This is a genomic window from Streptomyces sp. NPDC024698 (assembly GCF_055559015.1).
The window spans coordinates 77,305-103,659 of record NZ_JBVHLK010000002.1 but is presented as its reverse complement, the minus strand read 5'-3'; the positions used below and the strand labels follow the sequence as shown (position 1 = coordinate 103,659).

Here is a 26,355-nt window from a genome sequence, read left to right as displayed (position 1 = left end):
TCCATGGGAGGGGATTGGGACGGCGATTGGAGGCGCGGGGGCAGTACGTGACGAAAGCCGGGCCGCACCAGGCGGCCCGGCTCTCACCGGTGACGAACGGTCAGGACGACCGCGTCTCTCAGAAGTCCTCGTCGAAGTCGACGGTGCCCTCCACCGCGACCTGGTACGCCGACGGCCGGCGCTCGAAGAAGTTGGTCAGCTCCTGGACACCCTGGAGCTCCATGAAGGAGAACGGGTTCTCGGAGCCGTACACCGGCGCGAAGCCCAGGCGCTGGAGGCGCTGGTCCGCCACGCACTCCAGGTACTGCCGCATCGAGTCGGTGTTCATGCCCGGCAGGCCCTCGCCGCACAGGTCACGGCCGAACTGGAGCTCGGCCTCGACGGCCTCGCGCAGCATGTCGGTCACCTGCTCCTGGAGCAGGTCGTCGAAGAGCTCCGGCTCCTCCTTGCGGACGGTGTCGACGACCTCGAAGGCGAAGCTCATGTGCATCGTCTCGTCGCGGAACACCCAGTTGGTGCCCGTCGCCAGACCGTGCAGCAGACCCCGGCTGCGGAACCAGTAGACGTACGCGAACGCCCCGTAGAAGAAGAGCCCCTCGATGCACGCGGCGAAGCAGATCAGGTTCAGCAGGAAGCGGCGGCGGTCGGCCTTGGTCTCCAGCCGGTCCAGCTTCTCGACCGAGTCCATCCACTTGAAGCAGAACTGCGCCTTCTCGCGGATGGAGGGGATGTTCTCGACGGCCGCGAAGGCCGCCGTGCGGTCCTCGGGGTCGGGCAGGTAGGTGTCGAGCAGCGTCAGATAGAACTGGACGTGCACGGCCTCCTCGAAGAGCTGACGGCTCAGGTACAGCCGCGCCTCGGGGGAGTTGATGTGCTTGTACAGCGTCAGCACCAGGTTGTTCGACACGATCGAGTCGCCCGTCGCGAAGAACGCGACCAGCCGGCCGATCATGTGCTGCTCACCCGGCGTCAGCTTCGCGAGGTCGGCGACGTCCGAGTGGAGGTCGACCTCCTCGACGGTCCAGGTGTTCTTGATCGCGTCCCGGTAGCGCTCGTAGAAGTCCGGGTAACGCATGGGACGCAGGGTGAGTTCGAAGCCCGGGTCGAGCAGGTTCTTCTCGGTTGAGCTCATTACTGGCAGGCCTCGCAGGACTCGGGGTTCTCAAGGGAGCAGGCGACGGCGTCGGGGTCGGCGGCCTGCTGGACGGGGATGACGGCCTCGGGCCGCGCCTGGGCCTGGGCCGCGCGGGCGATGCGTGTCGCCGGGCGCGAACGCAGGTAGTACGTCGTCTTCAGGCCGGCCTTCCACGCGTAGGAGTACATCGAGGAGAGCTTGCCGATGGTCGGCGTCTCCAGGAACAGGTTCAGCGACTGGGCCTGGTCCAGGAACGGGGTGCGGGCGGCGGCCATGTCGATCAGGCCGCGCTGCGGGATCTCCCACGCCGTGCGGTACAGGTCGCGGACGTCCTGCGGGACCCAGGTGAAGCCCTGCACCGAGCCGCTGGACTCGCGCAGCGCCTCACGGGTCTGCGCGTCCCACACGCCGAGCGCCTTCAGCTCGGCCACCAGGTACGAGTTGACCTGGAGGAACTCACCCGACAGCGTCTCGCGCTTGAACAGGTTCGACACCTGCGGCTCGATGCACTCGTACACGCCCGCGATGGACGCGATGGTGGCCGTCGGCGCGATGGCCAGCAGCAGCGAGTTGCGCATGCCGACCGAGGCGATCCGCTCGCGCAGGGCGGTCCAGCGCTCCGGCCAGTTCAGCTCCACGTCGAAGTGGTCCGGGTGCAGCACGCCACGAGCGGTCCGGGTCTTCTCCCAGGCCGGGAGCGGTCCGTTGCGCTCGGCGAGGTCCGCGGAGGCCTCGTAGGAGGCGAGCATGATCCGCTCGGCGATCCGGGTCGACAGGGCGCGGGCCTCGGGCGAGTCGAAGGGGATCCGCAGCTTGAAGAAGACGTCCTGGAGGCCCATCGCGCCCAGGCCGACCGGACGCCACTTGGCGTTGGAGCGGCCCGCCTGCTCGGTCGGGTAGAAGTTGATGTCCACCACGCGGTCGAGGAAGGTGACCGCGGTGCGCACGGTCTCGTCGAGCCGCTCCCAGTCGATGTCACCGCCGGTCACGAACGCGCCGAGGTTGACCGAGCCCAGGTTGCAGACCGCCGTCTCGCCGTCGTCCGTGACCTCCAGGATCTCGGTGCACAGGTTCGAGGAGTGGACGGTGTGGCCCGGCTCCGCCGTCTGGTTGGCGGTCCGGTTGGCGGCGTCCTTGAAGGTCATCCAGCCGTTGCCGGTCTGCGCGAGGGTGCGCATCATGCGGCCGTACAGGTCGCGGGCCGGGATGGTCTTCCTGGCGAGGCCCGCCTCCTCGGCCTTGCGGTAGGCCGCGTCGAACGCGTCGCCCCACAGGTCGACCAGTTCCGGCACGTCGGCGGGGGAGAACAGCGACCAGACGCCGTCCTCGTTCACCCGGCGCATGAACTCGTCCGGGATCCAGTGCGCGAGGTTCAGGTTGTGCGTACGCCGGGCGTCCTCACCGGTGTTGTCGCGCAGCTCAAGGAACTCCTCGATGTCGGAGTGCCAGGTCTCCAGGTAGACCGCGGCCGCGCCCTTGCGCCGGCCGCCCTGGTTCACCGCGGCCACCGAGGCGTCGAGGGTCTTGAGGAACGGGACGATGCCGTTGGAGTGCCCGTTGGTGCCGCGGATCAGCGAACCGCGGCTGCGGATACGGGAGTACGACAGGCCGATGCCGCCCGCGTGCTTCGACAGGCGGGCCACCTGGTGGTAGCGGTCGTAGATGGAGTCCAGCTCGTCCAGCGGGGAGTCGAGGAGGTAGCAGGACGACATCTGGGGGTGCCGCGTACCGGAGTTGAAGAGCGTGGGGGAGGAGGGCAGGTAGTCCAGGCGGCTCATGAGCCGGTAGAGCGCCGCGACCTCGTCCAGGGAACGGACGGTGTCGTCCTCCGCGAGACCGGAGGCCACCCGCAGCATGAAGTGCTGGGGCGTCTCGACGACCTTGCGGGTGATCGGGTGCCGGAGCAGATAGCGGGAGTGCAGCGTGCGCAGCCCGAAGTAGCCGAAGCGGTCGTCGCCCTCGGCGTCGGTCAGCGCGTCCAGGCGGTCCGTGTGCAGCCGCACGAACGCGGCCGTGCGGTCGGCGATCAGGCCCTCGCGGTGGCCGACGGCGACCGACTCGGAGAAGGTCGTGACGCCCTGGGAGGCGGCCTCCGCGGCGATGGTGACCGCGAGCAGGCGGGCGGCGAGCCGCGAGTAGGCGGGGTCCTCGGAGATGAGGCCCGCGGCCGCCTCGGTGGCCAGTTCGCGCAGCTCGGCCTCGTCGGCACGGGCGGACCGGCCGCGCAGCGCCGCGGCGGCGACCCGGCCGGGGTCGGCGTCGGGGAGGTCGGCGGTCAGATCCGTCAGGGTCCGCAGCAGCACGGTTCCGGGACCGTCGGTCTCCACCGGGGCCTGCTGCGCGGTCACTGAAGCCGGATCGGCTGGCGCGATGGTCACGTGTGGCTCTCCTCGCTCGGCACGGGGCCTCACGAGCGGGGACGGGGCACACGGGAGCGCTTTCGGGCACAGCGCACCGCGTCCACCGGCCCATTCCGCGAGGCCCGGACGTCATCGGCACCCGGGCCGGACGGCCGGGGCGCGCTGTCGGCAGGTCCTCGGACTGACGCGAGTACGGGCACACGCAGACGCGAACACGCACAAGTACACCGTTGCGGGACAGTTCCGGATTCGCACCGGATTCCCCTGCGGCGACAGCGACCATGAGCATACATCTTGTGCCGGGCTTCGGGACTGCCCCCACATGTTGTGTCGGCTGTGTGTCCAAGGGCGCTACGGAGCGTGCCGGAACGCCAACGCGTGGGTGAGCGGCGGGACGTCGCCGAGCTCCGGAAGGGGCCGATGTCCGTGCGGGCCGGTGTGCCCGCCCGGCACGGCGGCGGGCCGCCGGATGCCCTCCGGCGGCCCGCCGCTCGCGCCTGTTCCGAGGCCGGCCCCAGGGGCCCTAGTGGCTCGCGTCGGCCGTGGCCGGCGGGAGCTCCGTCTCGACGCCGGGGTCGCCCGCGTCGGCCGTGTAGTCCCCGGGCGAGGTCTCGTCGACGCCGTCGGGGGCCTTGAACGTCCTGAGGGCGAAGGTGAGGACCACGGCCACGGCAGCGTTCAGGACGAACGCCGTCAGGCCGATGTAACCGATCTCCCCGATGCCGGGGATGTCCTTCGAGCTGCCGCCGAAGTGCTTCTGGGTCGGGGAGGCCACCCCGTAGGCGGCGATCGTGCCGTAGAGCATGCCGACCGCCCAGCCGCCCAGCAGCGCCCAGCGGTGGAACCAGCGGGTGAAGAGGCCGCCGACCAGCGAGGGGAAGGTCTGGAGGATCCAGATGCCGCCCAGCAGCTGGAAGTTGATCGCGACGGTCTTGTCCATCGTCAGGACGAAGACCAGGGCGCCCACCTTCACCAGGAGCGAGACCAGCTTGGAGACCCTGGTCTCCTGCCGTGGGGTCGCGGCCGGGTTGATGAAGTCCTTGTAGATGTTGCGGGTGAAAAGGTTCGCGGCCGCGATCGACATGATGGCCGCCGGGACGAGCGCCCCGATGCCGATGGCGGCGAACGCGACGCCCGCGAACCAGTCGGGGAACATGTTCTCGAAGAGCTGGGGGATGGCCAGTTGGCCGTTGGTGACCTTCACCCCGGCGGCGATCGCCATGAACCCGAGCAGGGCGAGCAGGCCCAGCATCAGCGAGTACAGCGGCAGGATCGTGGTGTTGCGGCGGATGACCTCCCGGCTGCGTCCGGACAGCGTCGCGGTGACGGAGTGCGGATACATGAACAGCGCCAGTGCCGAGCCGAGCGCCAGGGTGGCGTACGTCCACTGGCCCGCCTCGGCGGGGACGATCCCGCCGGCGCCCGCGGCCGTGTACTTGGCGCCCGCCGCCTTGAAGATCTCGTCGAAGCCGCCGAGCTTGATCGGGATGTAGATGATCGCCACCGCGATCACGATGTAGATCAGCGTGTCCTTCACGAACGCGATCAGAGCGGGCGCCCGCAGACCCGAGGAGTAGGTGTACGCGGCCAGCACGCCGAACGCGATGAGCAGCGGAAGGTCCTTGACGAACCAGTTGGAGGACGCGCCGCCGCCCACGCCCATCACGTCCAGAACGGCCTGGATGCCGACGAGTTGGAGCGCGATGTACGGCATGGTGGCGAGGATGCCGGTGACGGCCACGGCGAGGGACAGGCTCTTGGAGCCGAAGCGGCCGCGCACGAAGTCCGAGGTCGTCACATAGCCGTGGCGGTGCGAGACCGACCACAGGCGGGGCAGGAAGGTGAAGATCAGCGGATAGACCAGGATCGTGTACGGCACGGCGAAGAAGCCGGCCGCGCCCGCCGCGTAGACCGCCGCGGGCACGGCGACGAAGGTGTACGCGGTGTAGAGATCGCCGCCGAGCAGGAACCAGGTCACCCAGGTCCCGAAGGACCGTCCGCCCAGGCCCCATTCGTCGAGCGTGTGCTCGTCGGCGGCCCTGCGCCAGCGCGCGGCCAGGAATCCCAGGACCGTGACGGCCAGGAAGAAGAAGATGAAGACGCCGAGGGCGACGCCGTTCACACCGTCTTTCATGCTTCCGCACCCTCCTTCGCGGAGGTGCGGGCCCGCTGCTCACGCCGCCACAGCTGGTACGCGATCACGGTGAGCAGCGTGGAGAGGGGCACCCACAGGATCTGGTACCAGTAGAAGAACGGGATACCGATGAACGCCGGGTCGGTCTTCGTGTAGGAGCCGACCCACAGCATCGCCACGAAGGGCGCGAGCAGGCACAGGCCGATCACCACACGTACCGGTGTCACCACCGGTGGTTTCACTTCGGGCAGGTCTGACACAGGTCGTCTCCGTCCCCTCATCGATCACCTGGGTAACGCGCAGGCAATCTAGGGGACGGTCAGGTTTTAGGGAACACCGCAGCGCGGCGGCCGGTGTGGAGGGTTCGTGTCGGGCACGGGGAGGTGCCCCGTGCCCGCCGCGTGCTCCGTACCGCTCAGTCCTGCGGGCGCTTGAGGCGGGCGACGAACTTGTACCGGTCGCCGCGGTAGACCGAGCGCACCCATTCCACCGGCTCGCCCTGCCGGTCGAGCGAGTGGCGGGAGAGCATCAGCATGGGCAGGCCCACGTCCGTGCCGAGCAGTCCGGCCTCGCGCGGGGTGGCCAGCGAGGTCTCGATGGTCTCCTCGGCCTCGGCGAGATGGACGTCGTACACCTCGGCGAGCGCGGTGTAGAGCGACGTGTACTTGACCAGCGACCTGCGCAGGGCGGGGAAGCGCTTGGCCGAAAGATGGGTCGTCTCGATGGCCATGGGCTCGCCGCTCGCGAGGCGCAGCCGCTCGATGCGCAGCACCCGGCCGCCGGCGGAGATGTCGAGCAGCCCGGCGAGGGCGTCGTCCGCGGTGATGTAGCCGATGTCCAGCAGCTGCGAGGTGGGTTCGAGGCCCTGGGCGCGCATGTCCTCGGTGTACGAGGTCAGTTGGAGCGCCTGGGAGACCTTCGGCTTGGCGACGAAGGTGCCCTTGCCCTGGATGCGTTCGAGGCGGCCCTCGACGACCAGCTCCTGAAGGGCCTGCCGCACCGTGGTCCGCGAGGTGTCGAACTCGGCGGCGAGGGTCCGCTCGGGCGGCACCGGCGTGCCGGGCGGCAGCGTCTCCGTCATGTCGAGCAGGTGCTTCTTGAGGCGGTAGTACTTGGGCACGCGCGCGGTACGGATGGGCGCCCCACCCTCGTTCTCCGCACTGCTGACGTCGGTGCTCATGCTCTGCCTTCCCGGCTCCGGATGCCGATGCGACCGCCATGTCGTCGGCCACGGCTCACATCGTGGCACGGCTTGCTGTTCGCGTGTTCCCCGCACGCTCCGTGATCCCCTCTATATACCGTCGGCGTACCTGTTGGTCTAGTCCATCGCGTGCAGACGGTGGTGTCCCGGCCGCCGCGCACGGTCCGTGAGCGGTTCCTTCGCAGGCCGCGAACTCGGCCGTATTTTGTGCCGCTTGGCTACTTAAAGGTCCTTGCATATGTAGGTCCCATAACGGCCGACTGGACGGGCTTACACACCCTTGACACCCCCCTAGGTCTAGGCCAAGCTCCGGGTACTGGTCTACACCATTGGTCCAGTCCCGGCCCCACGGGCGGTACACGGCTTATGTCACCGCGGGGGAGCAGGGGGGTTTGTGGCATCCCTGAGGAGGGTGGCGTGAAGCGCAAGCTGATAGCCGCGATCGGTATCGCGGGCATGATGTTCTCCGTCGCGGCGTGCGGGAACGACAACAAGTCCGGGGGGTCGGACAAGGGCGCGGACGCCAAGGAGCTGACGGTCTGGCTCACGGTCGACGCGCAGAACAACTGGCCCGACCTGGTCAAGCAGGCCGACCAGGCGATCGAGGCGAAGCACCCCGGCATCAAGATCAAGCACGAGTACTACGGCTGGCCGGACAAGAACACCAAGCTCGACGCGGTCCTCGCCACCGACAAGGCGCCGGACGTGGTCGAGATGGGCAACTCCGAGATGCTCGGCTACATGGTCAAGGGCGCCTTCGCTCCCCTGGACGCCTCGAAGTTCGAGAACTCGAACGTCTGGCTCGACGGACTCAAGGAGTCCGTGACCTACGACGGCAAGACCTACGGCGTGCCGTACTACGCCGGTGGCCGCGTCGGCAACTGGCGCAAGGACATCGCCGCCTCGGCCGGCGTGAAGTCCACGCCGAAGACGTACGCGGAGCTCACCTCCGACCTGGACAAGATCCAGAAGAAGGAGGGCGCCAAGTTCAGCGCCTGGTACCAGCCCACCCGTGACTGGTACGCGGCCATGTCCTTCGTCTACGACGCCGGCGGCTCCATCGCGAAGGAGGAGGGCGGCCAGTGGAAGGCCAACCTCTCCTCGCCCGAGTCGGTCAAGGGTCTCAACGAGTTCAAGACCATCGTCGACAAGTACATGCACGGCGACAAGACCAAGGACGAGTCCGACCGTTACATCGTCTACGGCCAGGGCAAGTCCGGCATGATCTTCGGTGCCGCCTGGGAGGGCGCGACCGCCGAGGACCCGAAGAGCGACAAGACCGGCAAGCTCAAGGGCAACCTCGAGAACTTCGTGATGCCCGGCCCGTCCGGCAAGAACCTCCCGGTCTTCCTGGGCGGCTCCGACCTCGCCGTCCCGGTGAAGTCGAAGGCGCAGGCCGTCGCCGCCGAGTGGATCAACGCGTTCACCGGCGCCAAGGGCCAGAAGGGCCTGATGGCCAAGGGCAACCTGCCCAACAACAAGACCGACCTCGTCAGCCTCCAGAGCGACCCGGCCACGGCCGTCCCGGCCACCGCCGCCGAGTCCAGCTGGTTCGTCCCGATGGCGCCGGGCTGGGGCCAGGTCGAGAAGGCCCAGGTCCTCCAGACCATGCTCCAGAACATCGGCACCGGCAAGAAGTCCGTCGCGGACGCCGCGAAGGAAGCGGACGCCGCGATCGACAAGGTCATCAACACCAAGTGACCTGAGAGCAGGGCCCCGTCGGTCCTCCGCAACGGAGGGACGGGGCCCTGCCTCCCGTACGGCCCGGCCAGGGGTCGGTCCCGGCCGCCCCGCCGTACGGGCCTTCGCTTTCGTACGACCTGAGGGACCGCTGAGGAGCGCGCGATGAGTGCCGACACGACCACCCACGCCAAGGTGCCGCCACCGCGGCAGGCACCGCCACCGGCCGCAGTGAAGGCGCCACGCGCCCGGCGGACTCAGGGAGCGGCCGCGGCCCCATGGGCCCTGCTCGCCCCCTGTCTGCTGATCCTCGCCGTGGTCCTCGGCTACCCCCTGGTGCGCCTGGTCACGCTCTCCTTCCAGAAGTTCGGGCAGTCCCAGCTCTGGGGCTTCCAGCCGCCGGAGTCGGTCGGCTTCGACAACTTCAAGGGCGTGCTCTCGGACAGCGAGTTCTGGCGGGTGGTCGTCAGGACCATCCTGTTCGCCGGCGGGGCCGTCGTCTTCACGATGGTCATCGGCATGCTGATCGCCCTGCTCCTCCAGCGGGTGTCCGGCTGGATGAAGACGCTGATCAACATCGTGCTGGTGGCCAGCTGGGGCATGCCCATCATCGTGGCCACCACCGTCTTCAAATGGCTCTTCGACTCCGACTACGGCGTCTTCAACGCGCTGCTCAGCAAGCTGCCCGGCGTCGACATGATCGGCCACAACTGGTTCGCCAGCGGAGCGCAGGGCCTGAGCGTGATCATGCTCCTGGTCGTCTGGGGCGCGGTGCCCTTCGTGGTCATCACCCTCAGCGCCGGACTCACCCAGGTCCCCGCCGAGCTGGAGGAGGCCGCACGGCTCGACGGCGCGGGTTCCTGGGGCGTCTTCCGCCATGTCACCCTGCCGATCCTCAAGCCGATCATCGTCATGCTGACGACGCTCTCCGTCATCTGGGACATGGGTGTCTTCCCGCAGGTCTTCGTCATGCGCGGCGGCCACCCGGAGGCGGAGTTCCAGCTGCTCACCACGTACTCCTACGACCGGGCCTTCGTCGTCAACGACTACGCGCAGGGGTCGGCGATCGCCGTGCTGACCGTGCTGCTGCTCCTGGGCGTGGTCGCCGTCTACATGCGCCAGATGCTCCAGATCGGAGAGGTCGAATGACCATCACGGACGCCGTCGCCCCCTCCGGGCGCAAGTCCGCCACGGGGCGGAAGTCCTCCGGGCCCCGCAAGTCCAAACTCGGCTGGAACCTGCTCGGCCTGTTCGTCTTCCTCACTGCGGGCTTCCCCGTCTACTGGATGCTCAACACGGCGATCAAGCCGGCCAAGGACGCCATCGATTCCGATCCGAGCCTGCTCCCCACCGGGTTCACGCTCGACAACTTCCGCCGCGCGCTGGACATCGCCGACTTCTGGGGCCCGGTGGGCCGCAGCCTGATCGTGTCGCTCTCGGTGGTCGTGATCGGCATCGTGGTCGGGATGCTGGCCGCGCTGGCCATCTCCCGCTTCGCCTTCCGCGGCCGCAAGGTCGTGATCGTCGGCATCCTCGCGGTCCAGATGATTCCGCTGGTCGCCATGATCATCCCGGTCTTCCTGCTGCTGAACGACCTGCACCAGTACGACAAGCTCTCCGGTCTGATCCTCACCTATCTGACCTTCATCCTCCCCTTCACGGTGTGGACGCTGCGCGGGTTCATCGTCAACATCCCCAAGGAGCTGGAGGAGGCGGCCATGGTCGACGGATGCAGCCGCACCGGCGCCTTCATCCGCGTCGTCTTCCCGCTGCTGGCCCCCGGCATGGTCGCGACGTCCGTCTACGCCTTCATCCAGGCCTGGAACGAATACCTCTACGCCCTCATGCTGCTGAGCCAGGAGAACCAGACCGCCACGGTCTGGCTCGGCAACTTCACCACCAAGCACGGCACCGAGTACGCCCCGATGATGGCCGGAGCCACCCTGATGGCCGTGCCGATCGTCGTCCTGTTCCTCCTCGTCCAGCGCAAGATGGCCGCGGGTCTGACCGCGGGCGCCGTGAAGGGATAACGCCCCCGATGACGACATTCGCCAGCGGTACAGACACCCTGACGCGCGACGCCCTCACCGTGCTCCAGCCCGGTTTCACCGGGACCACGGCCCCGGACTGGCTGCTGCGCCGGCTCGGTGAAGGCCTCGCCTCCGTCGGCCTGTTCGGCCGCAACATCGCCTCGCCCGATCAACTGGCCTCCCTGACAGCCCAGTTGCGCGCGGAACGTGACGACGTCCTGGTCGCCATCGACGAGGAGGGCGGTGATGTCACCCGCCTGGAGGTGCGCACCGGATCGTCCTTCCCGGGCAACCACGCGCTGGGCGCCGTCGACGACGTGGCGCTCACCGAGCAGGTCGCCCTCGAACTCGGCCGCAGACTGGCCGCGTGCGGGGTGAACCTCAACTGGGCACCGTCCGCCGACGTGAACTCCAACCCCGCCAACCCGGTCATCGGCGTACGGTCCTTCGGCGCCGACACCGCCCTGGTGGCCCGGCACACGGCCGCCTACGTCACCGGTCTCCAGGCCGCGGGCGTGGCCGCGTGCACCAAGCACTTCCCGGGCCACGGGGACACCGCGGTGGACTCCCACCACGCCCTGCCGCGCATCGACGCGGACCTGTCGGTCCTCAAGTCCCGCGAACTCGTCCCCTTCAGGGCCGCGATCGCCGCGGGCAGCCGGGCCGTGATGAGTGCGCACATCCTCGTCCCGGCCCTGGACCCGGACCGCCCGGCCACCCTCTCCCGCCGCATCCTCACGGGCCTGCTGCGCGAGGAGCTCGGCTACGACGGCCTCATCGTCACCGACGGCATGGAGATGCAGGCCATCGCGGCCACGTACGGCATCGAGCGGGGCAGCGTACTGGCCATCGCGGCCGGCGCGGACGCCATCTGCGTCGGCGGGGGACTGGCGGACGACGACACCGTGCGGCGGCTGCGCGACGCCCTGGTCTCCGCCGTCCGGGCCGGCGAGCTCTCCGAGGAGCGCCTCGCGGACGCGGCGAACCGGGTGCGGGCGCTGGCCGAGTGGACCGCCGCGGCCGCCGCGGCCCGCGAGGCCTCCCCGGCCCCCTCGGGCCAGGTGGCCGTCCCTCACACGAATGGCTTGAACGGCTCGAACGCCTCGAACGGCTCGGCCGGTACGGGAGGGGTAGGCGGTGCGGGTGGCGCTGGGGTCACGGATGTCGCCGGTGGCGCGGGCGCTGCGGACGGTACGCATGGTGCCGGTGCGGCCAGGGCCACGGGCACGGCGGGGGGTTCCGGCGGGGGCCCCGACGTGGGGCTGGTCGCCGCCCGGCGGGCGCTGACCGTGACCCGCTCGGCGTCGTACGCCCCGCTCACCGAGGCTCCCTACGTGGCCGCGCTCACCCCGGTCGCGAACATCGCCGTCGGTGACGAGACCCCCTGGGGCGTGGCGGCGGAGCTGGCCCGGCTGTTTCCCGGCACCGAGACCGGCAGCTTCACCGGCGAGGACGCGGGCGCCTCGGCCCTCGCGGCCGCCGCCGGCCGGCCCCTCGTCGCGGTGGTCCGCGACGAGCACCGCCATCCCTGGATGGCCGCGGCCCTCGACACCCTGCTCGCCGCCCGTCCCGACACCGTCGTGGTCGAGATGGGCGTCCCCCGGTCGGCACCCCGCGGCACCCTGCACATCGCCACCCACGGCGCGGCCCGGGTGTGCGGCCAGGCGGCGGCGGAGGCCATCGCGGCCACCTGAGGAACCGGGCCCCAGGTCACCGAGCACCGATGCCGGGCACTCCTTCGGGAGTGCCCGGCATCGCTCTGTTAGCGGGGTGGCGTGCCGTTTCGGCGGTTCTAGATGCCCTGCCAGTCCGGCTTGGCGGCGAAGGTCTGGCGGAAGTAGTCCGCGAGCTTCAGCTTGGACGCGGCGGCCTCGTCGACGACCACCGTCGCGTGCGGGTGCAGCTGGAGCGCCGACGCCGGGCAGACCGCGGCGACCGGCCCCTCGACCGTCGCCGCGACGGCGTCCGCCTTGCCCTCGCCGGTGGCGAGCAGCACCAGGTGGCGGGCCTCCAGGATCGTGCCGATGCCCTGGGTGATGACGTGGTGCGGCACCTGCTCGATGTCGCTGTCGAAGAACCGCGCGTTGTCCACCCGGGTCTGCTCGGTCAGCGTCTTGATCCGGGTCCGCGAGGCGAGGGAGGAGCACGGTTCGTTGAACCCGATGTGCCCGTCCGTCCCGATCCCCAGGAGCTGGAGATCGACCCCGCCCGCCGCCGCCAGAGCCCTGTCGTAGGCCTCGCACGCGGCCTGGACGTCCGCCGCCGTGCCGTCGGGCCCCATGAACGCGTCCATGCCGATGCCCAGCGGCTCCAGCACCTCGCGCCGCAGCACCGAGCGGTAGGACTCGGGGTGCTCGGCCGGCAGGCCCACGTACTCGTCGAGCTGCGCGATGCGCGCGGCCGAGGTGTCCACGGCGCCGGACCGCACCCGGGCCGTCAGCGCCGTGTAGATGGGCAGCGGCGTCGAGCCGGTGGCCACGCCGAGGACCGCGTCGGGCTTGCGTCCGAGCAGCTCCGCCATGGCCTCGGCGATCAGCTCGCCGCCCGCCTTGGCGTCCGGGACGATGACAACTTCCACGCTGGGCCTGCCGATCTGGAGAGGGGACCCGGGAAGGCGACCGAGTCCGCAGGGGGACACATGTGGTATAGACCAATCTAGCAGAGGGTGACCCTTCCGTCGCCCCGGTGCGGGGCGCGTCGTGGGGTGGATGCGACGGACGGAAACGGACTTGCCTGTTCCGGTCGCCGGGCGCACCAGCCGTCCCCGTACCTCCTGTTCACCATCCGGAGCGGGATAGCCTGACGGGCGCTCCTGGTGTTGGATGAGGGGACGACGAAGACCATGACCGCGACGCCCGGCCCGGGCGCGTGAAGCGGCCCGCCGACGCATGGACGCGAAACCATGGTCTAGTCCACAATGCTCTGAGAAACTGAATAAGCCTCCGTCTTCCCCGCACAGGAAGACGGACCGAGGAACCGGCGCTCTCTGCCCTGACTGCACCGGCTCCTCTCTTCGGCCGACCGGGACCGCACACCCCACGGCCGTTGTTGCTCCGGGCTGCGGTGCCGGGAGGGCTGAGGGTCCCTCTCAGGCGCCGCGGCCCGCGGGTGTTTCCGGGGCCGGTGCGGCGCCCCTCCGCAGCCCCGGGCGCGTGGCCGATTTCGGGACCTGTCGGATCCGCCGGGTACGCTCGCACACGTGCCCTCCATGAACGATCTCGTACGCCAGCACACAGCCCTCGACGACTCCGATCTCGAGTGGCTGCATCTGCTGGTCTCGGAGTGGCAGCTGCTCTCCGACCTCTCCTTCGCCGACCTCGTCCTGTGGGTTCCCACCCGCGACGGCACCCGTTACGTCTCGGTCGCCCAGATGCGCCCCAACACCGGGCCCACCTCGTACCAGGACGACATGGTCGGCCATCTGGTCCCGCGCGGCCGCCGCCCGCTGCTGGACGCGGCGCTCGACGAGGGCCGGATCGTGCGCGAGGGCGACCCCGAGTGGCGCGAGGAGGTGCCGGTCCGCGTCGAGTCCATTCCCGTACGACGTGAGGGCCGCGTCCTCGGTGTCATCGCGCGCAACACCAACCTGCTCACCGTGCGCACCCCGAGCCGTCTCGAACTGACGTATCTCCAGAGCGCCTCCGACCTCGCGCAGATGATCGCCGCGGGCACCTTCCCGTTCCCCGACCAGCAGGTCGACATGGACGCCTCTCCCCGGGTCGGCGACGGACTGATCCGCCTCGACGCGGACGGCATCGTCCAGTACGCCTCGCCGAACGCGCTCTCCGCGTACCACCGCATCGGTCTGGCCTCCGACCTGGTCGGCCACAACCTCGGTTCCACGACCGCCGAACTCGCCCCGTCCCGGGGCCCGGTTGACGAGGCGCTGTCGAAGGTGGCCAGCGGCTGGGCGCCCCGCGAGTTCGAGATCGAGAGCGCCGACGGGGTGATCCAGCTCCGGGCGATCCCGCTCAAGCCCAAGGGCACCCGCGTCGGTTCCCTGGTCCTGCTCCGCGACGTCACCGAACTGCGCCGCCGCGAGCGTGAGTTGATCACCAAGGACGCCACCATCCGGGAGATCCACCACCGGGTGAAGAACAACCTCCAGACGGTGGCGGCCCTGCTGCGGCTCCAGGCCCGCCGCATCGACTCGGACCGGGGCCGGGAAGCCCTGGAGGAGGCCGTGCGCCGCGTCGGCTCGATCGCGATCGTACACGAGACGCTCTCCCAGAACCTGGACGAGCGGGTGGAGTTCGACGAGATCGCCGACCGGGTGCTCGCCATGGTCGCCGAGATCTCGCCGGGCAAGGTCACCGGCCGGCGCACCGGCCGCTTCGGCATCCTGGACGCCGAGGTCGCGACCCCGCTCTCCATGGTGCTCACCGAGATCCTCCAGAACGCGCTGGAACACGGCTTCCGCGAGGGCGACCGGGGAACCGTCGAGGTCTCCGCGGTGCGCGGCGGCACCTCGAAGGACGCCCGGCTGCTGGTCACCGTCCAGGACGACGGGGTCGGACTGCCCGAGGGCTTCGACCCGCACCGCTCGGGCAACCTCGGCCTTCAGATCGTACGGACGCTGGTGGAGGGCGAGTTGGGCGGCACCTTCGACATGGTGGCCGCTCCGGAGCGCGGTACCCAGGTGCTCCTGGACATCCCGGTGATCGTGCCCAAGTGACGTTCCGTCCCCGCAGCGCGTGAGCCGCGCGCAGGACCGGGGCGCGTAGGAATCACGCAAGAGGCCGGTGGGCGGCGGCAGTCGGAGCCCACCCGGGACGCGTCACTCAGCGTGACGCGTTCCGGACGCGAACAGCAATGAGCCCCGGACCATCAGGTGGTCCGGGGCTGAAAGCTCGTTGCATCAAGCGCATCGGGGTACTGCGCGCTGCGGCTCGGGGGCGGGAGTTGCGTACTCGCTGTACGCGCCGCCAAGCTCAGGCTCGTGCGGGGTGGAACGTCAGGCGGTGGCCTGACGAGCTCGGTTGCGGGCGGCACGGCGCTTCATTGCGCGGCGCTCGTCCTCGCTGAGGCCACCCCAGACGCCGGAGTCCTGGCCGGACTCGAGCGCCCACTGCAAGCACTGCTCCATGACGGGGCAGCGGCGGCAGACGGCCTTGGCTTCCTCGATCTGCAGCAGCGCAGGACCGGTGTTGCCGATGGGGAAGAAGAGCTCGGGGTCTTCCTCGCGGCAAACGGCGTTGTGACGCCAGTCCATGGCTGCTACCTCTCCTTGGTATTACATGCACGTTGCTTGTGAATGTGAACGCTTTCACGAATCCCTCAACAAGTGAAGGGCCGACAACCAGACGGACTGGTGTGGTCCTTGATTTGAGGAGGGGTTCCGGTGCTCTGTGGGGCCGATGTTGCGGGCCGTCCCGAGCGCCACGTAGAGACTCGCAAACCTCAGCGGCGGATACAACCCCTTCCGGAAAGTTTTTTTTGATTCCTCGGTGTCGGCTGAGTCACAGCCGTACTTCCATGGGGTGGACCGTGGTCTAAACGTTCGAGTGAAAGGAGTTTGGCCCCTTCCACTCACACAATCACACGCAGTGCACGGCGTACGCCTGTGAACGTCACGCTTGTACGCAGTCCCAGATGGTCACCGTCCATCTGAAGGGGGAGTGGCACCTTCGAATGCAAGGTGAAGTCCGTCAGGTCATGCAGAGTGACGGCGTGCTTGCCCTGGGGTCCACGCTCGGGGGACGAAGTGAGCAACTGGGTGGCATACCGGGCGACCGAGGGCGTCGACATGCGGCTGAGGGCGAGTACGTCGAGTCCGGTATCGAACGAGGCCTTAGGTGTCGCGTACACCGGACGATTGCCGAGAAACGTCCACGGCGAGGTGTTGCAGATGATGGACAGGACCAGATCGGTGACCGGGTCGGCGCCGGGTCGCTCCAGGGTGATCACCCCGCGCCGACGGTGAGGATCGTCCAAAAACTGGCGCAGCACCTGGCGCAGATACAGCGCATGCGTGGAGCGCCGGCCGAGCTCGCGCTGCTGTTCGACCCGTCCCACCACTCCCGCGTCGAAGCCGAGCCCGGCGCAGAAGGTGAACCAGCGGGAGGGGACGGACTCGTCCTCGGTGCCGGGAGTTCCCGCGGCGAGACCGAGGCCGACCGTGCGCTCGCGCTCCTCGCGCAGCGCGTCCAGCAGGGCGCCGGTCGCCTCGACGGCGTCGTTCGGCAGTCCCAGGGCGCGGGCGAAGACATTGGTGGAGCCGCCGGGGACCACGGCGAGGCCCGGAAGACGCTGGAGGTCGGGACCCCGGTGGAGAAGACCGTTCACGACCTCGTTGACCGTGCCGTCCCCGCCGAGGGCCACGACCATGTCTATGTCGTCGCTGTCGGCGGCCTGCCGGCCGAGGTCCCGGGCGTGCCCGCGGTACTCGGTCGTGACCACTTCCAGTTTCATCTCACTGGCCAACGCGTGGATCAGCACATCACGCGTCCGCGCACTGGTGGTGGTTGCCGCCGGATTGACCACGAGAAGTGCACGCATGCGATGCAGCGTACCTACTGGGTGGTACTCGTCCCAGACCGAGGTAGGGATCGAGTAAGAGTTCGCAGGTGGCGCAGGGGTGCGGAACGGGACCGGCGCGAGGTCCACGGCGGTTGCGGTTCCCGGCCCCGGGGCACCCGGGCGCCCGGGACCGGCGGCTACTCTTCGGGGGTGAGCCGTGAGCAGAATCCCACCCCCGACGCCCCCCACTCCGACGCCCGCCCCGGCAGGCTGACCGCCGCGGCGGCGCTCGCCGCGCTGGAGGGGACCGCCCTCGTGGCGGGCGGTGTCTGCGTCCTGGTCCTCGGACTCACCGGCGATCCCGACAGCCGGCAGCAGGCCGTCACCGGCGGCATCACGCTGATCGCCCTCGCGCTGCTGCCGCTGCTCGCCGCGCGCGGACTGCTGCTGCGCCGCTCCTGGAGCCGGGGCCCGGCCCTCGTCACCCAGATCCTGGCGCTGCCCGTCGCCTACACCCTGCTCCAGGCCGACAGTGTCGCGATCCCCGCCGGGATCGCCCTCGGGGTGGTCGCGCTGGTGGCCTTCGTCCTGCTGGTGAACCCGGAGACGACACGGGCCCTCGGAATCCGAGGGCCCGGCGGTGACGTACAGGAAGCACCGAAGGAGAAGTAGCCGGGGCGCACGCTCCGGACTCCTGATCCGGGGCCCCGGCGCAAATCCGTGCCGCCGGTTCCGCCCCGCAGTCTCCCGTGGGCCTCGCCCCGCGGTCTCACTCCTCGACGAGGAGCTTCTCCCGCAGCTGGGCCAGCGTGCGGGCCAGCAGCCGGGAGACGTGCATCTGCGAGATGCCGACCTCCTGCGCGATCTGCGACTGGGTCATGTTGCCGAAGAAGCGAAGGAGCAGGATCCGCTTCTCCCGCGGGGGCAGGTCCTCAAGCAGCGGCTTGAGCGACTCGCGGTACTCGACGCCCTCCAGCGCCTCGTCCTCCGCGCCCAGGGTGTCCGCGACCGCCGGGGACTCGTCGTCCGTGTCGGGGACGTCCAGGGACAGCGTGGAGTACGCGTTGGCGGACTCCAGGCCCTCCAGGACCTCCTCCTCCGAGATGGCCAGCTTCTCGGCCAGCTCGTGGACCGTCGGGGAGCGCCCGTGCAACTGGGACAGCTCCGCGGTCGCCGTGGTCAGCGCGAGGCGCAGCTCCTGAAGACGGCGCGGGACGCGCACCGCCCACCCCTTGTCCCGGAAGTGCCGCTTGATCTCGCCGACCACCGTCGGCGTCGCGTACGTCGAGAACTCGACACCGCGCTCCGGGTCGAACCGGTCGACCGACTTGATCAGCCCGATCGTCGCGACCTGGGTCAGGTCGTCCAACGGCTCACCGCGGTTGCGGAAGCGGCGGGCCAGGTGCTCCACGAGCGGCAGATGCATGCGGACCAGCTGGTTGCGCAGCTCCGCGTACTCGGCGCTGCCGTCCTGGAGCTTGCGCAGCTCGATGAACATCGCCCGCGCCCCGCTGCGGTCCTGCGGGGAGTGCTGCACATGCTGGACGTGCTGGGCGGTCGGCCCGTGCTGCGCGCCCTGCGCAGCCTGCTCAGGCTCCCGCTCGTGCTGCGCGCCCTGCACGTTCTGCTCCGCGTTTCGCTCGTGCTCGCTCATAGTCCCGCCCGTCACCATTTCCCGAGCTCGAGGCTCTTCCCCCGTGTCCTCGGCCGCGCTCGAACCGGGGGGACCTCCCCGGACGGGGGAGGCTCCCGGTGTCGCCGCTGCCGAGGAGACGTCGATCTCCGGATGCGGCCGGGCCTGTTCGGGGATGCCGTCGACGCCGTCCGCCGTGTGCCGCGGCCCGACCGGGCCGTCGGCGCGCCCCGCGGGAGGCTCCCGTGTGCCGCGCTCTTCGTCCCGCACCGGCCCGTCCCCGTTCCTCACGCCGGCCCGGGTCCCGCGCCGCGCTGTTTGTAGAGGCTGATCGAAACGGTCTTGTCCTCGGCGACGGTGGAGTCGACCTTGCCCGCGAGAGCCGACAGGACGGTCCACGCGAACGTGTCACGTGACGGAGCGTGACCGTCGGTGGTCGGCGCCGAGACCGTGACCTCGAGCGAGTCGTCGATCAGCCGGAAGACACAGCTGAGCACCGAACCGGGGACGGCCTGCTGCAACAGGATCGCGCAGGCCTCGTCCACCGCGATGCGCAGATCCTCGATCTCGTCGAGGGTGAAGTCCAAACGGGCCGCCAGCCCGGCCGTGGCCGTGCGCAGTACCGACAGGTAGGCACCCGCGGCGGGCAGCCGGACTTCCACGAAGTCCTTCGTCGCGGGCTCGCCTGCGATCTGGGACACCCTCACCTCCATGGTGGTACAAGCTCATTCGAGCTCTTTCGGGGGCCGAGGGTCGCCCCCCGGGGTAACGCGCTACGTCGTTCTGCGGTGACGCTACCGCGCTCCCGACTTTCCTGTCCCGGGGACCCCGCCCCTTGCTGTCACTCATAGTAAGCCCATGAGTACGCACAGTGGCTAGAGGTCTGCGGCCCCAAATAGGAAGAGCGCGCGCCGGGTTGACGTACCCAGACGTCAGACGGTCGAACCGTCCGGATCGTGAGTCACGCGCGTGCGTGATCCACGGCTCGGGCGAGGACGCGGCCCACGGCTCAGACGAGGACGTGGTCCACGAAACACCAACGCCAGTTCTCCCCCTGCTCGAACGTGCGCATGATCGGATGTCCGGTGTCGTCGTGATGGGCCGAGGCGTGCCGCAGGGGTGAGGAGTCACAACAGGCGAGATGCCCGCACTCCAGACACAGCCGGAGCTGTACCGGGTGGGTGCCGGCGGCCACGCACTCCAGGCAGGTCTCGCTCCCGGGGTCGGGTGCGGGCTCCGGCAGCGCGTCGGTGTGCGTGCACTGTTTCATGATGGCCAGGTTACGTCGGGCGTGCGGGATACCGCGCGGAAAAAGAGGGCGGGCGGAAGACGATGGACCTGTTGCCACTGCTGTTGCTGGTCGCGGGGAGCGCCGCGGTCGCCGGGGCGGCCCGCCGCACCCCGGTCCCGGCACCCCTGCTGATCGTCGCCGTGGCCCTGCTGGTCTCGTACGTCCCCGGGGTGCCCGCCTACGAACTCGACCCCGACGTCGTGCTCCCGCTGGTGCTGCCCCCGCTGCTGTACACGGCGGCCACCGACAGCTCCTACCTGGACCTGAGGGCCCAGTTGAGGCCTGTCGCCCTGCTGTCGGTCGGCTACGTCCTCTTCGCGACCCTCGCGGTCGGCTGGGCCGCCTATCTGCTCGTACCGGGCCTGCCGCTGCCCGCCGCCCTCGTCCTCGGCGCCGTGGTCGCGCCCCCGGACGCGGTGGCCGCGACCGCCGTCGCGCGCCGGGTGGGACTGCCGTCGCGGATCACCACGATCCTCCAGGGCGAGTCCCTGGTGAACGACGCCACCGCGATCACCGCCTACCGGGTTGCCCTCGCCGCGGCCGTCGGCGAGGGCGCGACCTGGGCGGGCGGCATCGGCGAGTTCCTGCTCGCGGCCGTCGGCGGCGTGTTCGTCGGGCTCGCCCTGATGATCCCGATCCACTGGCTGCGCACGCACATGAACGAGGCGCTCCTCCAGAACACCCTCTCCCTGCTGATCCCCTTCGTCGCCTACGGGATCGCCGAGCAGCTGCACGCCTCCGGAGTGCTCGCGGTGGTCGTCGTCGCGCTCTACCTCGGACACCGCTCCTGGGAGGTGGACTTCGCGACCCGGCTCCAGGAGGAGGCGGTGTGGAAGATGGTCGCCTTCGTCCTGGAGTCCGCCGTGTTCGCGCTCATCGGACTCCAGCTGCCGGTCGTCCTCAAGGGCCTCGGCGCCTACGAGGGCACGAGCGCGGCCTGGTACGCCGTCGCCCTCTTCCTCGTCGTCGTCGCCACCCGCTTCGTCTGGGTGTATCCCGCCACCTTCCTGCCCCGCCTCCTGTCGGCGCGCATCCGCGAACGCGAGGACAACCCCACCTGGAAGGCGCCGTTCATCATCGGCTGGGCCGGCATGCGCGGAGTCGTCTCGCTCGCGATCGCCTTCTCCATCCCGCTCACCGTGGACGACGGCAGCGCCTTCCCCGAGCGCAACCTGATCCTCTTCCTGACCTTCACCACCGTCATCGGCACCCTGGTCGTGCAGGGACTGACCCTGCCCCCGCTCATCCGGCTGCTGAAACTGCCCGGACGCGACACACAGGCCGAGACGCTCGCCGAGGCCAACGCCCAGGCGCAGGCCTCCCGCGCGGCCGAGGAACGCCTCGACGAACTCCTCGCCGACGAGCGCAACGCCCTGCCCCCGCCGCTCGCCGAGCGGCTGCGCACGGTCATGGAGCGGCGCCGCAACGCCGTCTGGGAGCGGCTCGGCGCGGTCAACCCGGTCACCGGCGAGACCGCGGACGACACCTACCGCCGGCTTTCCCGCGAGATGATCGGCACCGAGCGGGACGTCTTCGTCAGGCTGCGCGACCACCGCTACATCGACGACGAAATGCTGCGCACGCTGCTGCGCCGACTGGACCTGGAGGAGGCGGCGGCCTACCGGGAGGCGGCCTGAGGTCCGGGAGCCGCCCGGCCCGCCCCGCCCCGCCCGGCCGGGTCCGGTCAGGTCCCCGAGCCCGGGGCGGGGAACGGCGCTCCGGTGATCACCGCCGCCACCGTCGTGCCGCGCGGGAACGCCCCCTCCCCGGCGAGGGCGACAAGTCCGTAGAGCATCTTGGCGACATAGAGACGTTCGACCGGCAGTCCGTGCCGCTGCTCGAAGTCCTCGGCGAAGGAGTCGAGTTCGGCGGTGGTGCGGGCGTAGCCGCCGAAGTGGAAGCGGTCGTCGAGGGACCAGTTCCCGCGCCGGGCGCCGAACGCGGCCGTCTGGAGCGCCGTCGTGGCGGCGTCGAGGAAGCCGCCGCGCAGGACCGGGACGCCCAGGGCGCGCTGCCCGGAGCCGAGGCCGGCGGCCGTCCCGGCGAGGGTGCCGCCGGTGCCGCAGGCGAGGGCGGCCACGTCGATCCCGTCCGCGTCCCGCAGCTCCTCGCCGAGCGCCACGCAGCCGCGGACGGCCGGCGCGTTGCTGCCGCCCTCGGGCACCACGTAGGCGTCCTCGGCGCCGATCGCGCGCAGGATCGCGGCCAGCGTCCCGGGTTCCGTCTTGTGCCGGTAGGCCGACCTGTCGACGAAGTGCAGGCGCATGCCGTCGGCCGCGCAGCGGGCCAGCGAGGGGTTGAGGGGGCGGTCGGCCAGTTCCTGGCCGCGGACCACGCCGAGGGTGGGCAGGCCGAGCAGACGGCCCGCGGCGGCGGTGGCGCGCAGATGGTTGGAGTAGGCCCCGCCGAAGGTGACCAGGGTGCGGCCCGCCGCCGCGTCGAGGTTCGGCGTCAGCTTGCGCCACTTGTTGCCGATCAGCTCCGGGTGGATCAGGTCGTCCCGCTTCAGCGCGAGCCGGACCCCGTGCCGCTCGAACCGCTCGTCCACGACCTCCCGCAGGGGCGACGGAAGCCGCGGGGACGGGCCGGGGGTCCCGACCGGGGCGGCTTCGGAGGCGGCGCGGTCGGGGCGGACGCGGTCCTGGGTGGTGCGGTCGGGGCCGGCGCCGTCCGGGGTGGCGCGGTCCGGGGTGGCGGGGCTGGTCACGCCCTCATTGTCGGACACCTGTCCGGGGGCGGCCCGGCGCGGGGGCCGAGGCGTCGGCCGTCGGCGTCGGCCTCGGCGCCCTCAGCTCACTTCAGCTGCTCGCGGACCCGGCCCCGCAGGAAGCTCATCGTGAAGCCCCGCGGGTCCACCTTCCCCGGCTGCCACTCCAGGTGACCGATGACCGAGCGTTCCGTCCAGCCGTGGAACCGGCAGATCGCGGCGCAGACCTTGGCGATGGCCTCCAGCTGGACCTCCGGCCACGGGTCCTTGCCGTCGCCGAGGTTCTCGCACTCGAAGCCGTAGAAGTGACGGTTGCCGTCGGTGTTCGCCTCGTTGTCGTGCGGCAGCGCCTTCTCGGCGATCACCGCGCGCAGCACGTCGTCGTCGCCGAGGCCCGCGTGGTTGGCCCGGCCGTAGCCGACCAGGTGCACCACGCCGTCCTTGGTGATGACCCCGTGGCACAGCGGTCCCGGCAGGTCCTCGCGGCCCTCGCGGCACAGTCCGACCGTGAGCGCGCCGCCCGAGGTCACCGTGTGGTGGATCATCACCCCGTGCACGGGCCCCCACGGGCCCTTCTGGTTGCGGTTGTGATGCTGCCAGTCGCCGACCTCGACGACATGGACGCCTTCGTCCCTGATCCGGTCCAGGAAACTGCCCGCGGACATGGGCGATGCCATGGCCGACTCCTTCGCGCTGTACGCCGGCCACCCTGCCGCGGCCGTCTGGTACCGCAGCTTCTATAGCCGCCCGGGCCGCCGGGCCCACCCGTTCGCACAGCGTGCGAGCCGATCCGGTCAGCCTGGCGGGAGCGGGAACGCCCCTCCCTGCCCAGGTCCGGAGTGATCCATTCCCGCTCATTCGTGTAATGGCATCAGCACACTCCGTGATGAAAGGCTTGGCCGCGAAGATCAGTGCACGACCGGGAGGGCAATTTTCATGTCGGTAGGCGAAGAGGTCCGCGCGGAGCAGAACCGTCCGCAGCAGAGTCTCGGCACATCAGCCGCGCGGAACCTGGCCACCACCACCAAGTCCGCGCCGCAGATGCAGGAGATCAGCTCGCGGTGGCTGCTGCGCATGCTTCCGTGGGTGAACGTGCAGGGTGGCACGTACCGCGTGAACCGGCGGCTCAGCTACTCCGTGGGCGACGGCCGGGTGACGTTCGTCAAGACCGGCGACCGCGTCCAGGTCATCCCCGCGGAACTCGGGGAACTGTCTGTGCTGCGCTCGTACGAGGATCACGACGTGCTGGGCGAGCTCGCCCAGCGGTGCCAGCAGCGGGAGTTCGCGCCGGGCGAGGTGCTGGCCTCCTTCGGCAACCGGGCCGAGGAGGTGTTCCTCCTGGCGCACGGCAAGGTCGAGAAGATCGGCACCGGTCCCTACGGGGGCGACGCGGTGCTCGGAGTCCTCGCCGACGGCGCGTACTTCGGTGAACAGTCGCTCATCGACCCGGAGGCCATCTGGGAGTACACGGCCCGCGCGGTGACGGCGGTGACCGTCCTCGCCCTGCCCCGCCAGGACCTCGAACAGGTGGCGGAGCGTTCGGAATCCCTGAGCGAACATCTCCGGGAACTGCGCGCGATCCCCTCGCAGCGCACCAACAAGTACGGCGAGAAGGAGATCGACCTCGCGGCCGGCCACACCGGCGAACAGGACATCCCGGGCACCTTCGTGGACTACGACGCGTCCCCGCGCGAGTACGAACTGAGCATCGCCCAGACCGTCCTGCGGCTGCACACCCGTGTCGCCGACCTCTACAACCAGCCGATGAACCAGACCGAGCAGCAGCTGCGGCTCACCGTGGAGGCGCTGAAGGAGCGCCAGGAGCACGAACTCATCAACAACCGCGAGTTCGGCCTGCTCAACAACTGCGAGTACGACCAGCGGCTCCAGCCGCACGACGGCGTCCCGAGCCCGGACGACCTGGACGAACTGCTCAGCCGCCGCCGCGGCACGAAGCTGTTCCTCGCCCATCCGCGCGCGATCTCCGCGTTCGGCCGTGAACTGAACAAGCGCGGGCTCGTCCCCGAGAGCATCGAGGTGGCGGGCAACCGCATCCCGACCTGGCGCGGGGTGCCGCTCTTCCCGTGCAACAAGATCCCGGTCAGCGACGCCCGGACGACCTCCATCATCGCCATGCGAACCGGCGAGGCCGAACAGGGAGTCGTCGGGCTCCAGCAGGCGGGCATCCCGGACGAGATCGAGCCGAGCCTGTCGGTGCGCTTCATGGGAATCAACGAACAGGCGATCATCTCCTACCTGGTGACGGCGTACTACTCGGCCGCGGTCCTCGTGCCGGACGCCCTCGGCATCCTGGAGAACGTCGAGATCGGCCGATGGCGGTGACGATCCGCGACGCGGAGCCCCGTGCGGTCCCGCCTTCCGGGGCGGGGCCGCGGCGGGGGCGCGCGCCGTGCGGCCGCCCCGGCGCCACCGCGGGCCGGCTTTCCGGGGCGGCCGGACGGGTGCGGACAGGGGTGAGGACATGACGACCCGGACGCGGCAGGGACCGGCCGGGATTCCCGGTGGACGGCGCCCGGCGGGGACCTCGGACCGGCGCGGCACCGGCGGGAGGCCCACGGAGGACCGGCGCGACACCGGCGGGAGGCCCGGGGAAGGACGGGAGACGCAGGGCCCGCCCGACGCGCAGGAGGCCGCGGTCCTCCTGGAGCGGGCGCGGGCGCTGGTCGATCCCGAACTGCGCCGGGCCCTCGACTCGCTGCCGGGCTCGATGCGCCGGATCGCCCTGTATCACTTCGGCTGGGAGCAGGCGGACGGCTCTCCCGGGACGGGCAACGCGGGCAAGGCCATCCGCCCCGCGCTCGTGCTGAGCGCGGTCCAGGCGCTCGGCGGACAGCACGAGACGGCCGTACGGGCGGCCGCCGCCGTGGAGCTGATCCACAACTTCAGCCTGCTGCACGACGACCTGATGGACCGGGACACCACCCGAAGACACCGCCCCACCGTCTGGACCGTGTTCGGTGACGCCGACGCGATCCTCGCCGGGGACGCCCTCCAGGCACTGGCCCTGCGGATGCTCGCCGAGGACCCGCACCCGGCGTCCTCGGCCGCCGCCGCGCGGCTCGCGGGCTGCGTCGTCGAACTGTGCGCCGGACAGCACACGGACACGGCCATGGAGAAGCTCGGCCCGCACGAGGTCACCCTCGACGAGTGCCTCGCCATGGCCGAGGCGAAGACGGGCGCCCTGCTCGGCAGCGCCTGCGCCATCGGCGGACTGTACGCGGGGGCGGACGCCGAGGACGTGGAGGCGCTGGACGCGTTCGGCCGGGAGGCCGGCCTCGCCTTCCAGCTGATCGACGATGTGATCGGGATCTGGGGGAACCCGGGCCGGACCGGCAAGGCGGCCGGGGCGGACCTCGCCGCCCGCAAGAAGTCGCTGCCCGTGGTGGCCGCGCTCACCTCGGGCACCCCGGCGGCCGCCGAGCTCGCCGGGCTGTACGCGGAGCCGTACCGGGAAGGGGAGTTGGAACGCACGGCGCGGGCCGTCGATCGGGCGGGCGGACGCGACTGGGCGCAGGTCCAGGCGGCCGACCGGATGTCCCGGGCGCTGCACGAACTGTCCCGCGCGGTCCCCGATCCCGAGGCGGCGGGCGGACTCATCGCGCTGGCCGAGTTCGTCACACGGCGCAGCAACTAGGGCCACGACAGGCTCCGTTCACCCGGTCGGGCGCATGATGTCCGCCGCGCACCAAGAGCACGGGGACGCG

22 protein-coding genes and 1 riboswitch are annotated in these 26,355 nt (G+C 70.4%); of the genes, 9 read left to right on the top strand and 13 right to left on the bottom strand.

The genetic code is table 11. The features are described 5' to 3' along the window. Nucleotides 1-118: 118 nt before the first annotated feature. The 5 genes from ACZ4AA_RS04910 to ACZ4AA_RS04890 form a co-directional block, all read right to left on the bottom strand. Nucleotides 119-1,132 (bottom strand): ribonucleotide-diphosphate reductase subunit beta, encoded by a 1,014-nt coding sequence (locus ACZ4AA_RS04910; protein ID WP_467595438.1) that lies wholly within the window; start codon nt 1,130-1,132, stop codon nt 119-121. Further along, nucleotides 1,132-3,513 carry a ribonucleoside-diphosphate reductase subunit alpha gene (locus tag ACZ4AA_RS04905; RefSeq protein ID WP_467595435.1) on the bottom strand — a complete coding sequence of 794 codons (2,382 nt, stop codon included), beginning with the start codon at nt 3,511-3,513 and terminating at the stop codon, nt 1,132-1,134. The genes ACZ4AA_RS04910 and ACZ4AA_RS04905 overlap by 1 nt, the downstream gene beginning before the upstream one ends. Before the next feature lie 132 nt (nt 3,514-3,645). Further along, nucleotides 3,646-3,794, bottom strand: a riboswitch (cobalamin riboswitch). A gap of 224 nt (nt 3,795-4,018) precedes the next feature. Next, nucleotides 4,019-5,629 carry a monocarboxylate uptake permease MctP gene (gene mctP / locus ACZ4AA_RS04900; RefSeq protein WP_467595432.1) on the bottom strand — a complete coding sequence of 537 codons (1,611 nt, stop codon included), beginning with the start codon at nt 5,627-5,629 and terminating at the stop codon, nt 4,019-4,021. Then, a complete protein-coding gene (locus ACZ4AA_RS04895; RefSeq protein ID WP_467595429.1) occupies nt 5,626-5,889 on the bottom strand; it encodes a DUF3311 domain-containing protein in 264 nt (87 codons plus the stop codon). Before ACZ4AA_RS04895 ends, mctP begins: the two co-directional genes overlap by 4 nt. 155 nt (nt 5,890-6,044) lie before the next feature. Next, complete coding sequence (locus ACZ4AA_RS04890; protein WP_103554145.1) at nt 6,045-6,809, bottom strand: GntR family transcriptional regulator; 765 nt, start codon at nt 6,807-6,809, stop codon at nt 6,045-6,047. Nucleotides 6,810-7,247: 438 nt separating this feature from the next. On the opposite strand from ACZ4AA_RS04890, the gene ACZ4AA_RS04885 reads away from it, so the two are divergent. The 4 genes from ACZ4AA_RS04885 (at nt 7,248) to ACZ4AA_RS04870 (ending at nt 12,234) form a co-directional block, all read left to right on the top strand. Next, on the top strand, nt 7,248-8,531 hold the full coding sequence (locus ACZ4AA_RS04885) for an extracellular solute-binding protein (RefSeq protein ID WP_467595425.1): 1,284 nt from the start codon (nt 7,248-7,250) through the stop codon (nt 8,529-8,531). Between the two features lie 144 nt (nt 8,532-8,675). After that, nucleotides 8,676-9,659 (top strand): carbohydrate ABC transporter permease, encoded by a 984-nt coding sequence (locus tag ACZ4AA_RS04880; RefSeq protein ID WP_467595422.1) that lies wholly within the window; start codon nt 8,676-8,678, stop codon nt 9,657-9,659. Continuing rightward, entirely contained in the window at nt 9,656-10,540 is an 885-nt protein-coding gene (locus ACZ4AA_RS04875; protein ID WP_467595418.1) for a carbohydrate ABC transporter permease, read from the top strand. Before ACZ4AA_RS04880 ends, ACZ4AA_RS04875 begins: the two co-directional genes overlap by 4 nt. 8 nt (nt 10,541-10,548) lie before the next feature. Next, nucleotides 10,549-12,234, top strand: coding sequence for a glycoside hydrolase family 3 protein (locus tag ACZ4AA_RS04870; RefSeq protein WP_467595415.1), 1,686 nt, complete (start codon nt 10,549-10,551; stop codon nt 12,232-12,234). 98 nt (nt 12,235-12,332) lie between these two features. Here ACZ4AA_RS04870 and nagB read toward each other — a convergent pair whose 3' ends face one another. Next, nucleotides 12,333-13,118, bottom strand: coding sequence for a glucosamine-6-phosphate deaminase (gene nagB / locus ACZ4AA_RS04865; protein WP_467595412.1), 786 nt, complete (start codon nt 13,116-13,118; stop codon nt 12,333-12,335). A 621-nt stretch (nt 13,119-13,739) separates the two neighbouring features. On the opposite strand from nagB, the gene ACZ4AA_RS04860 reads away from it, so the two are divergent. Further along, on the top strand, nt 13,740-15,215 hold the full coding sequence (locus ACZ4AA_RS04860; protein WP_467595409.1) for a histidine kinase N-terminal domain-containing protein: 1,476 nt from the start codon (nt 13,740-13,742) through the stop codon (nt 15,213-15,215). A 279-nt stretch (nt 15,216-15,494) separates the two neighbouring features. Here the strand turns inward: ACZ4AA_RS04860 and ACZ4AA_RS04855 are convergent, their stop codons facing one another. Next, entirely contained in the window at nt 15,495-15,752 is a 258-nt protein-coding gene (locus tag ACZ4AA_RS04855; RefSeq protein ID WP_006380970.1) for a WhiB family transcriptional regulator, read from the bottom strand. Between the two features lie 317 nt (nt 15,753-16,069). Next, nucleotides 16,070-17,038, bottom strand: coding sequence for a diacylglycerol/lipid kinase family protein (locus ACZ4AA_RS04850; protein WP_467595405.1), 969 nt, complete (start codon nt 17,036-17,038; stop codon nt 16,070-16,072). 171 nt (nt 17,039-17,209) lie between these two features. On the opposite strand from ACZ4AA_RS04850, the gene ACZ4AA_RS04845 reads away from it, so the two are divergent. Further along, nucleotides 17,210-17,671: a hypothetical protein gene (locus ACZ4AA_RS04845; RefSeq protein ID WP_467595402.1), complete on the top strand. Its 462-nt coding sequence runs from the start codon at nt 17,210-17,212 to the stop codon at nt 17,669-17,671. Between the two features lie 97 nt (nt 17,672-17,768). Here ACZ4AA_RS04845 and ACZ4AA_RS04840 read toward each other — a convergent pair whose 3' ends face one another. The 3 genes from ACZ4AA_RS04840 to ACZ4AA_RS04830 all read right to left on the bottom strand — a co-directional run bounded on the left by ACZ4AA_RS04840 (nt 17,769) and on the right by ACZ4AA_RS04830 (nt 19,902). Continuing rightward, on the bottom strand, nt 17,769-18,923 hold the full coding sequence (locus ACZ4AA_RS04840) for an RNA polymerase sigma factor SigF (RefSeq protein ID WP_467595399.1): 1,155 nt from the start codon (nt 18,921-18,923) through the stop codon (nt 17,769-17,771). Beyond that, on the bottom strand, nt 18,920-19,333 hold the full coding sequence (locus tag ACZ4AA_RS04835; protein WP_054228129.1) for an ATP-binding protein: 414 nt from the start codon (nt 19,331-19,333) through the stop codon (nt 18,920-18,922). The genes ACZ4AA_RS04840 and ACZ4AA_RS04835 overlap by 4 nt, the downstream gene beginning before the upstream one ends. Nucleotides 19,334-19,641: 308 nt before the next feature. Beyond that, nucleotides 19,642-19,902: a UBP-type zinc finger domain-containing protein gene (locus ACZ4AA_RS04830; RefSeq protein WP_467595394.1), complete on the bottom strand. Its 261-nt coding sequence runs from the start codon at nt 19,900-19,902 to the stop codon at nt 19,642-19,644. Between the two features lie 62 nt (nt 19,903-19,964). On the opposite strand from ACZ4AA_RS04830, the gene ACZ4AA_RS04825 reads away from it, so the two are divergent. Further along, nucleotides 19,965-21,560, top strand: a complete 1,596-nt coding sequence (locus ACZ4AA_RS04825) for a Na+/H+ antiporter (RefSeq protein ID WP_467595390.1) — start codon at nt 19,965-19,967, stop codon at nt 21,558-21,560. A gap of 47 nt (nt 21,561-21,607) precedes the next feature. On the opposite strand, the gene ACZ4AA_RS04820 is transcribed toward ACZ4AA_RS04825, so the two are convergent. Together ACZ4AA_RS04820 and ACZ4AA_RS04815 are read right to left on the bottom strand one after the other, a co-directional pair. After that, nucleotides 21,608-22,483 (bottom strand): 1-aminocyclopropane-1-carboxylate deaminase/D-cysteine desulfhydrase, encoded by an 876-nt coding sequence (locus ACZ4AA_RS04820; protein WP_467597034.1) that lies wholly within the window; start codon nt 22,481-22,483, stop codon nt 21,608-21,610. Nucleotides 22,484-22,716: 233 nt separating this feature from the next. Then, a complete protein-coding gene (locus ACZ4AA_RS04815; RefSeq protein WP_467595387.1) occupies nt 22,717-23,307 on the bottom strand; it encodes an N-acetylmuramoyl-L-alanine amidase in 591 nt (196 codons plus the stop codon). A gap of 259 nt (nt 23,308-23,566) precedes the next feature. Here ACZ4AA_RS04815 and ACZ4AA_RS04810 point away from each other — a divergent pair, with 259 nt between their 5' ends. Both ACZ4AA_RS04810 and ACZ4AA_RS04805 read left to right on the top strand, forming a co-directional pair. Further along, on the top strand, nt 23,567-24,973 hold the full coding sequence (locus ACZ4AA_RS04810; RefSeq protein ID WP_467595384.1) for a family 2B encapsulin nanocompartment shell protein: 1,407 nt from the start codon (nt 23,567-23,569) through the stop codon (nt 24,971-24,973). A gap of 139 nt (nt 24,974-25,112) precedes the next feature. Beyond that, nucleotides 25,113-26,285 carry a family 2 encapsulin nanocompartment cargo protein polyprenyl transferase gene (locus ACZ4AA_RS04805; RefSeq protein ID WP_467595381.1) on the top strand — a complete coding sequence of 391 codons (1,173 nt, stop codon included), beginning with the start codon at nt 25,113-25,115 and terminating at the stop codon, nt 26,283-26,285. Nucleotides 26,286-26,355 lie beyond the last annotated feature (70 nt).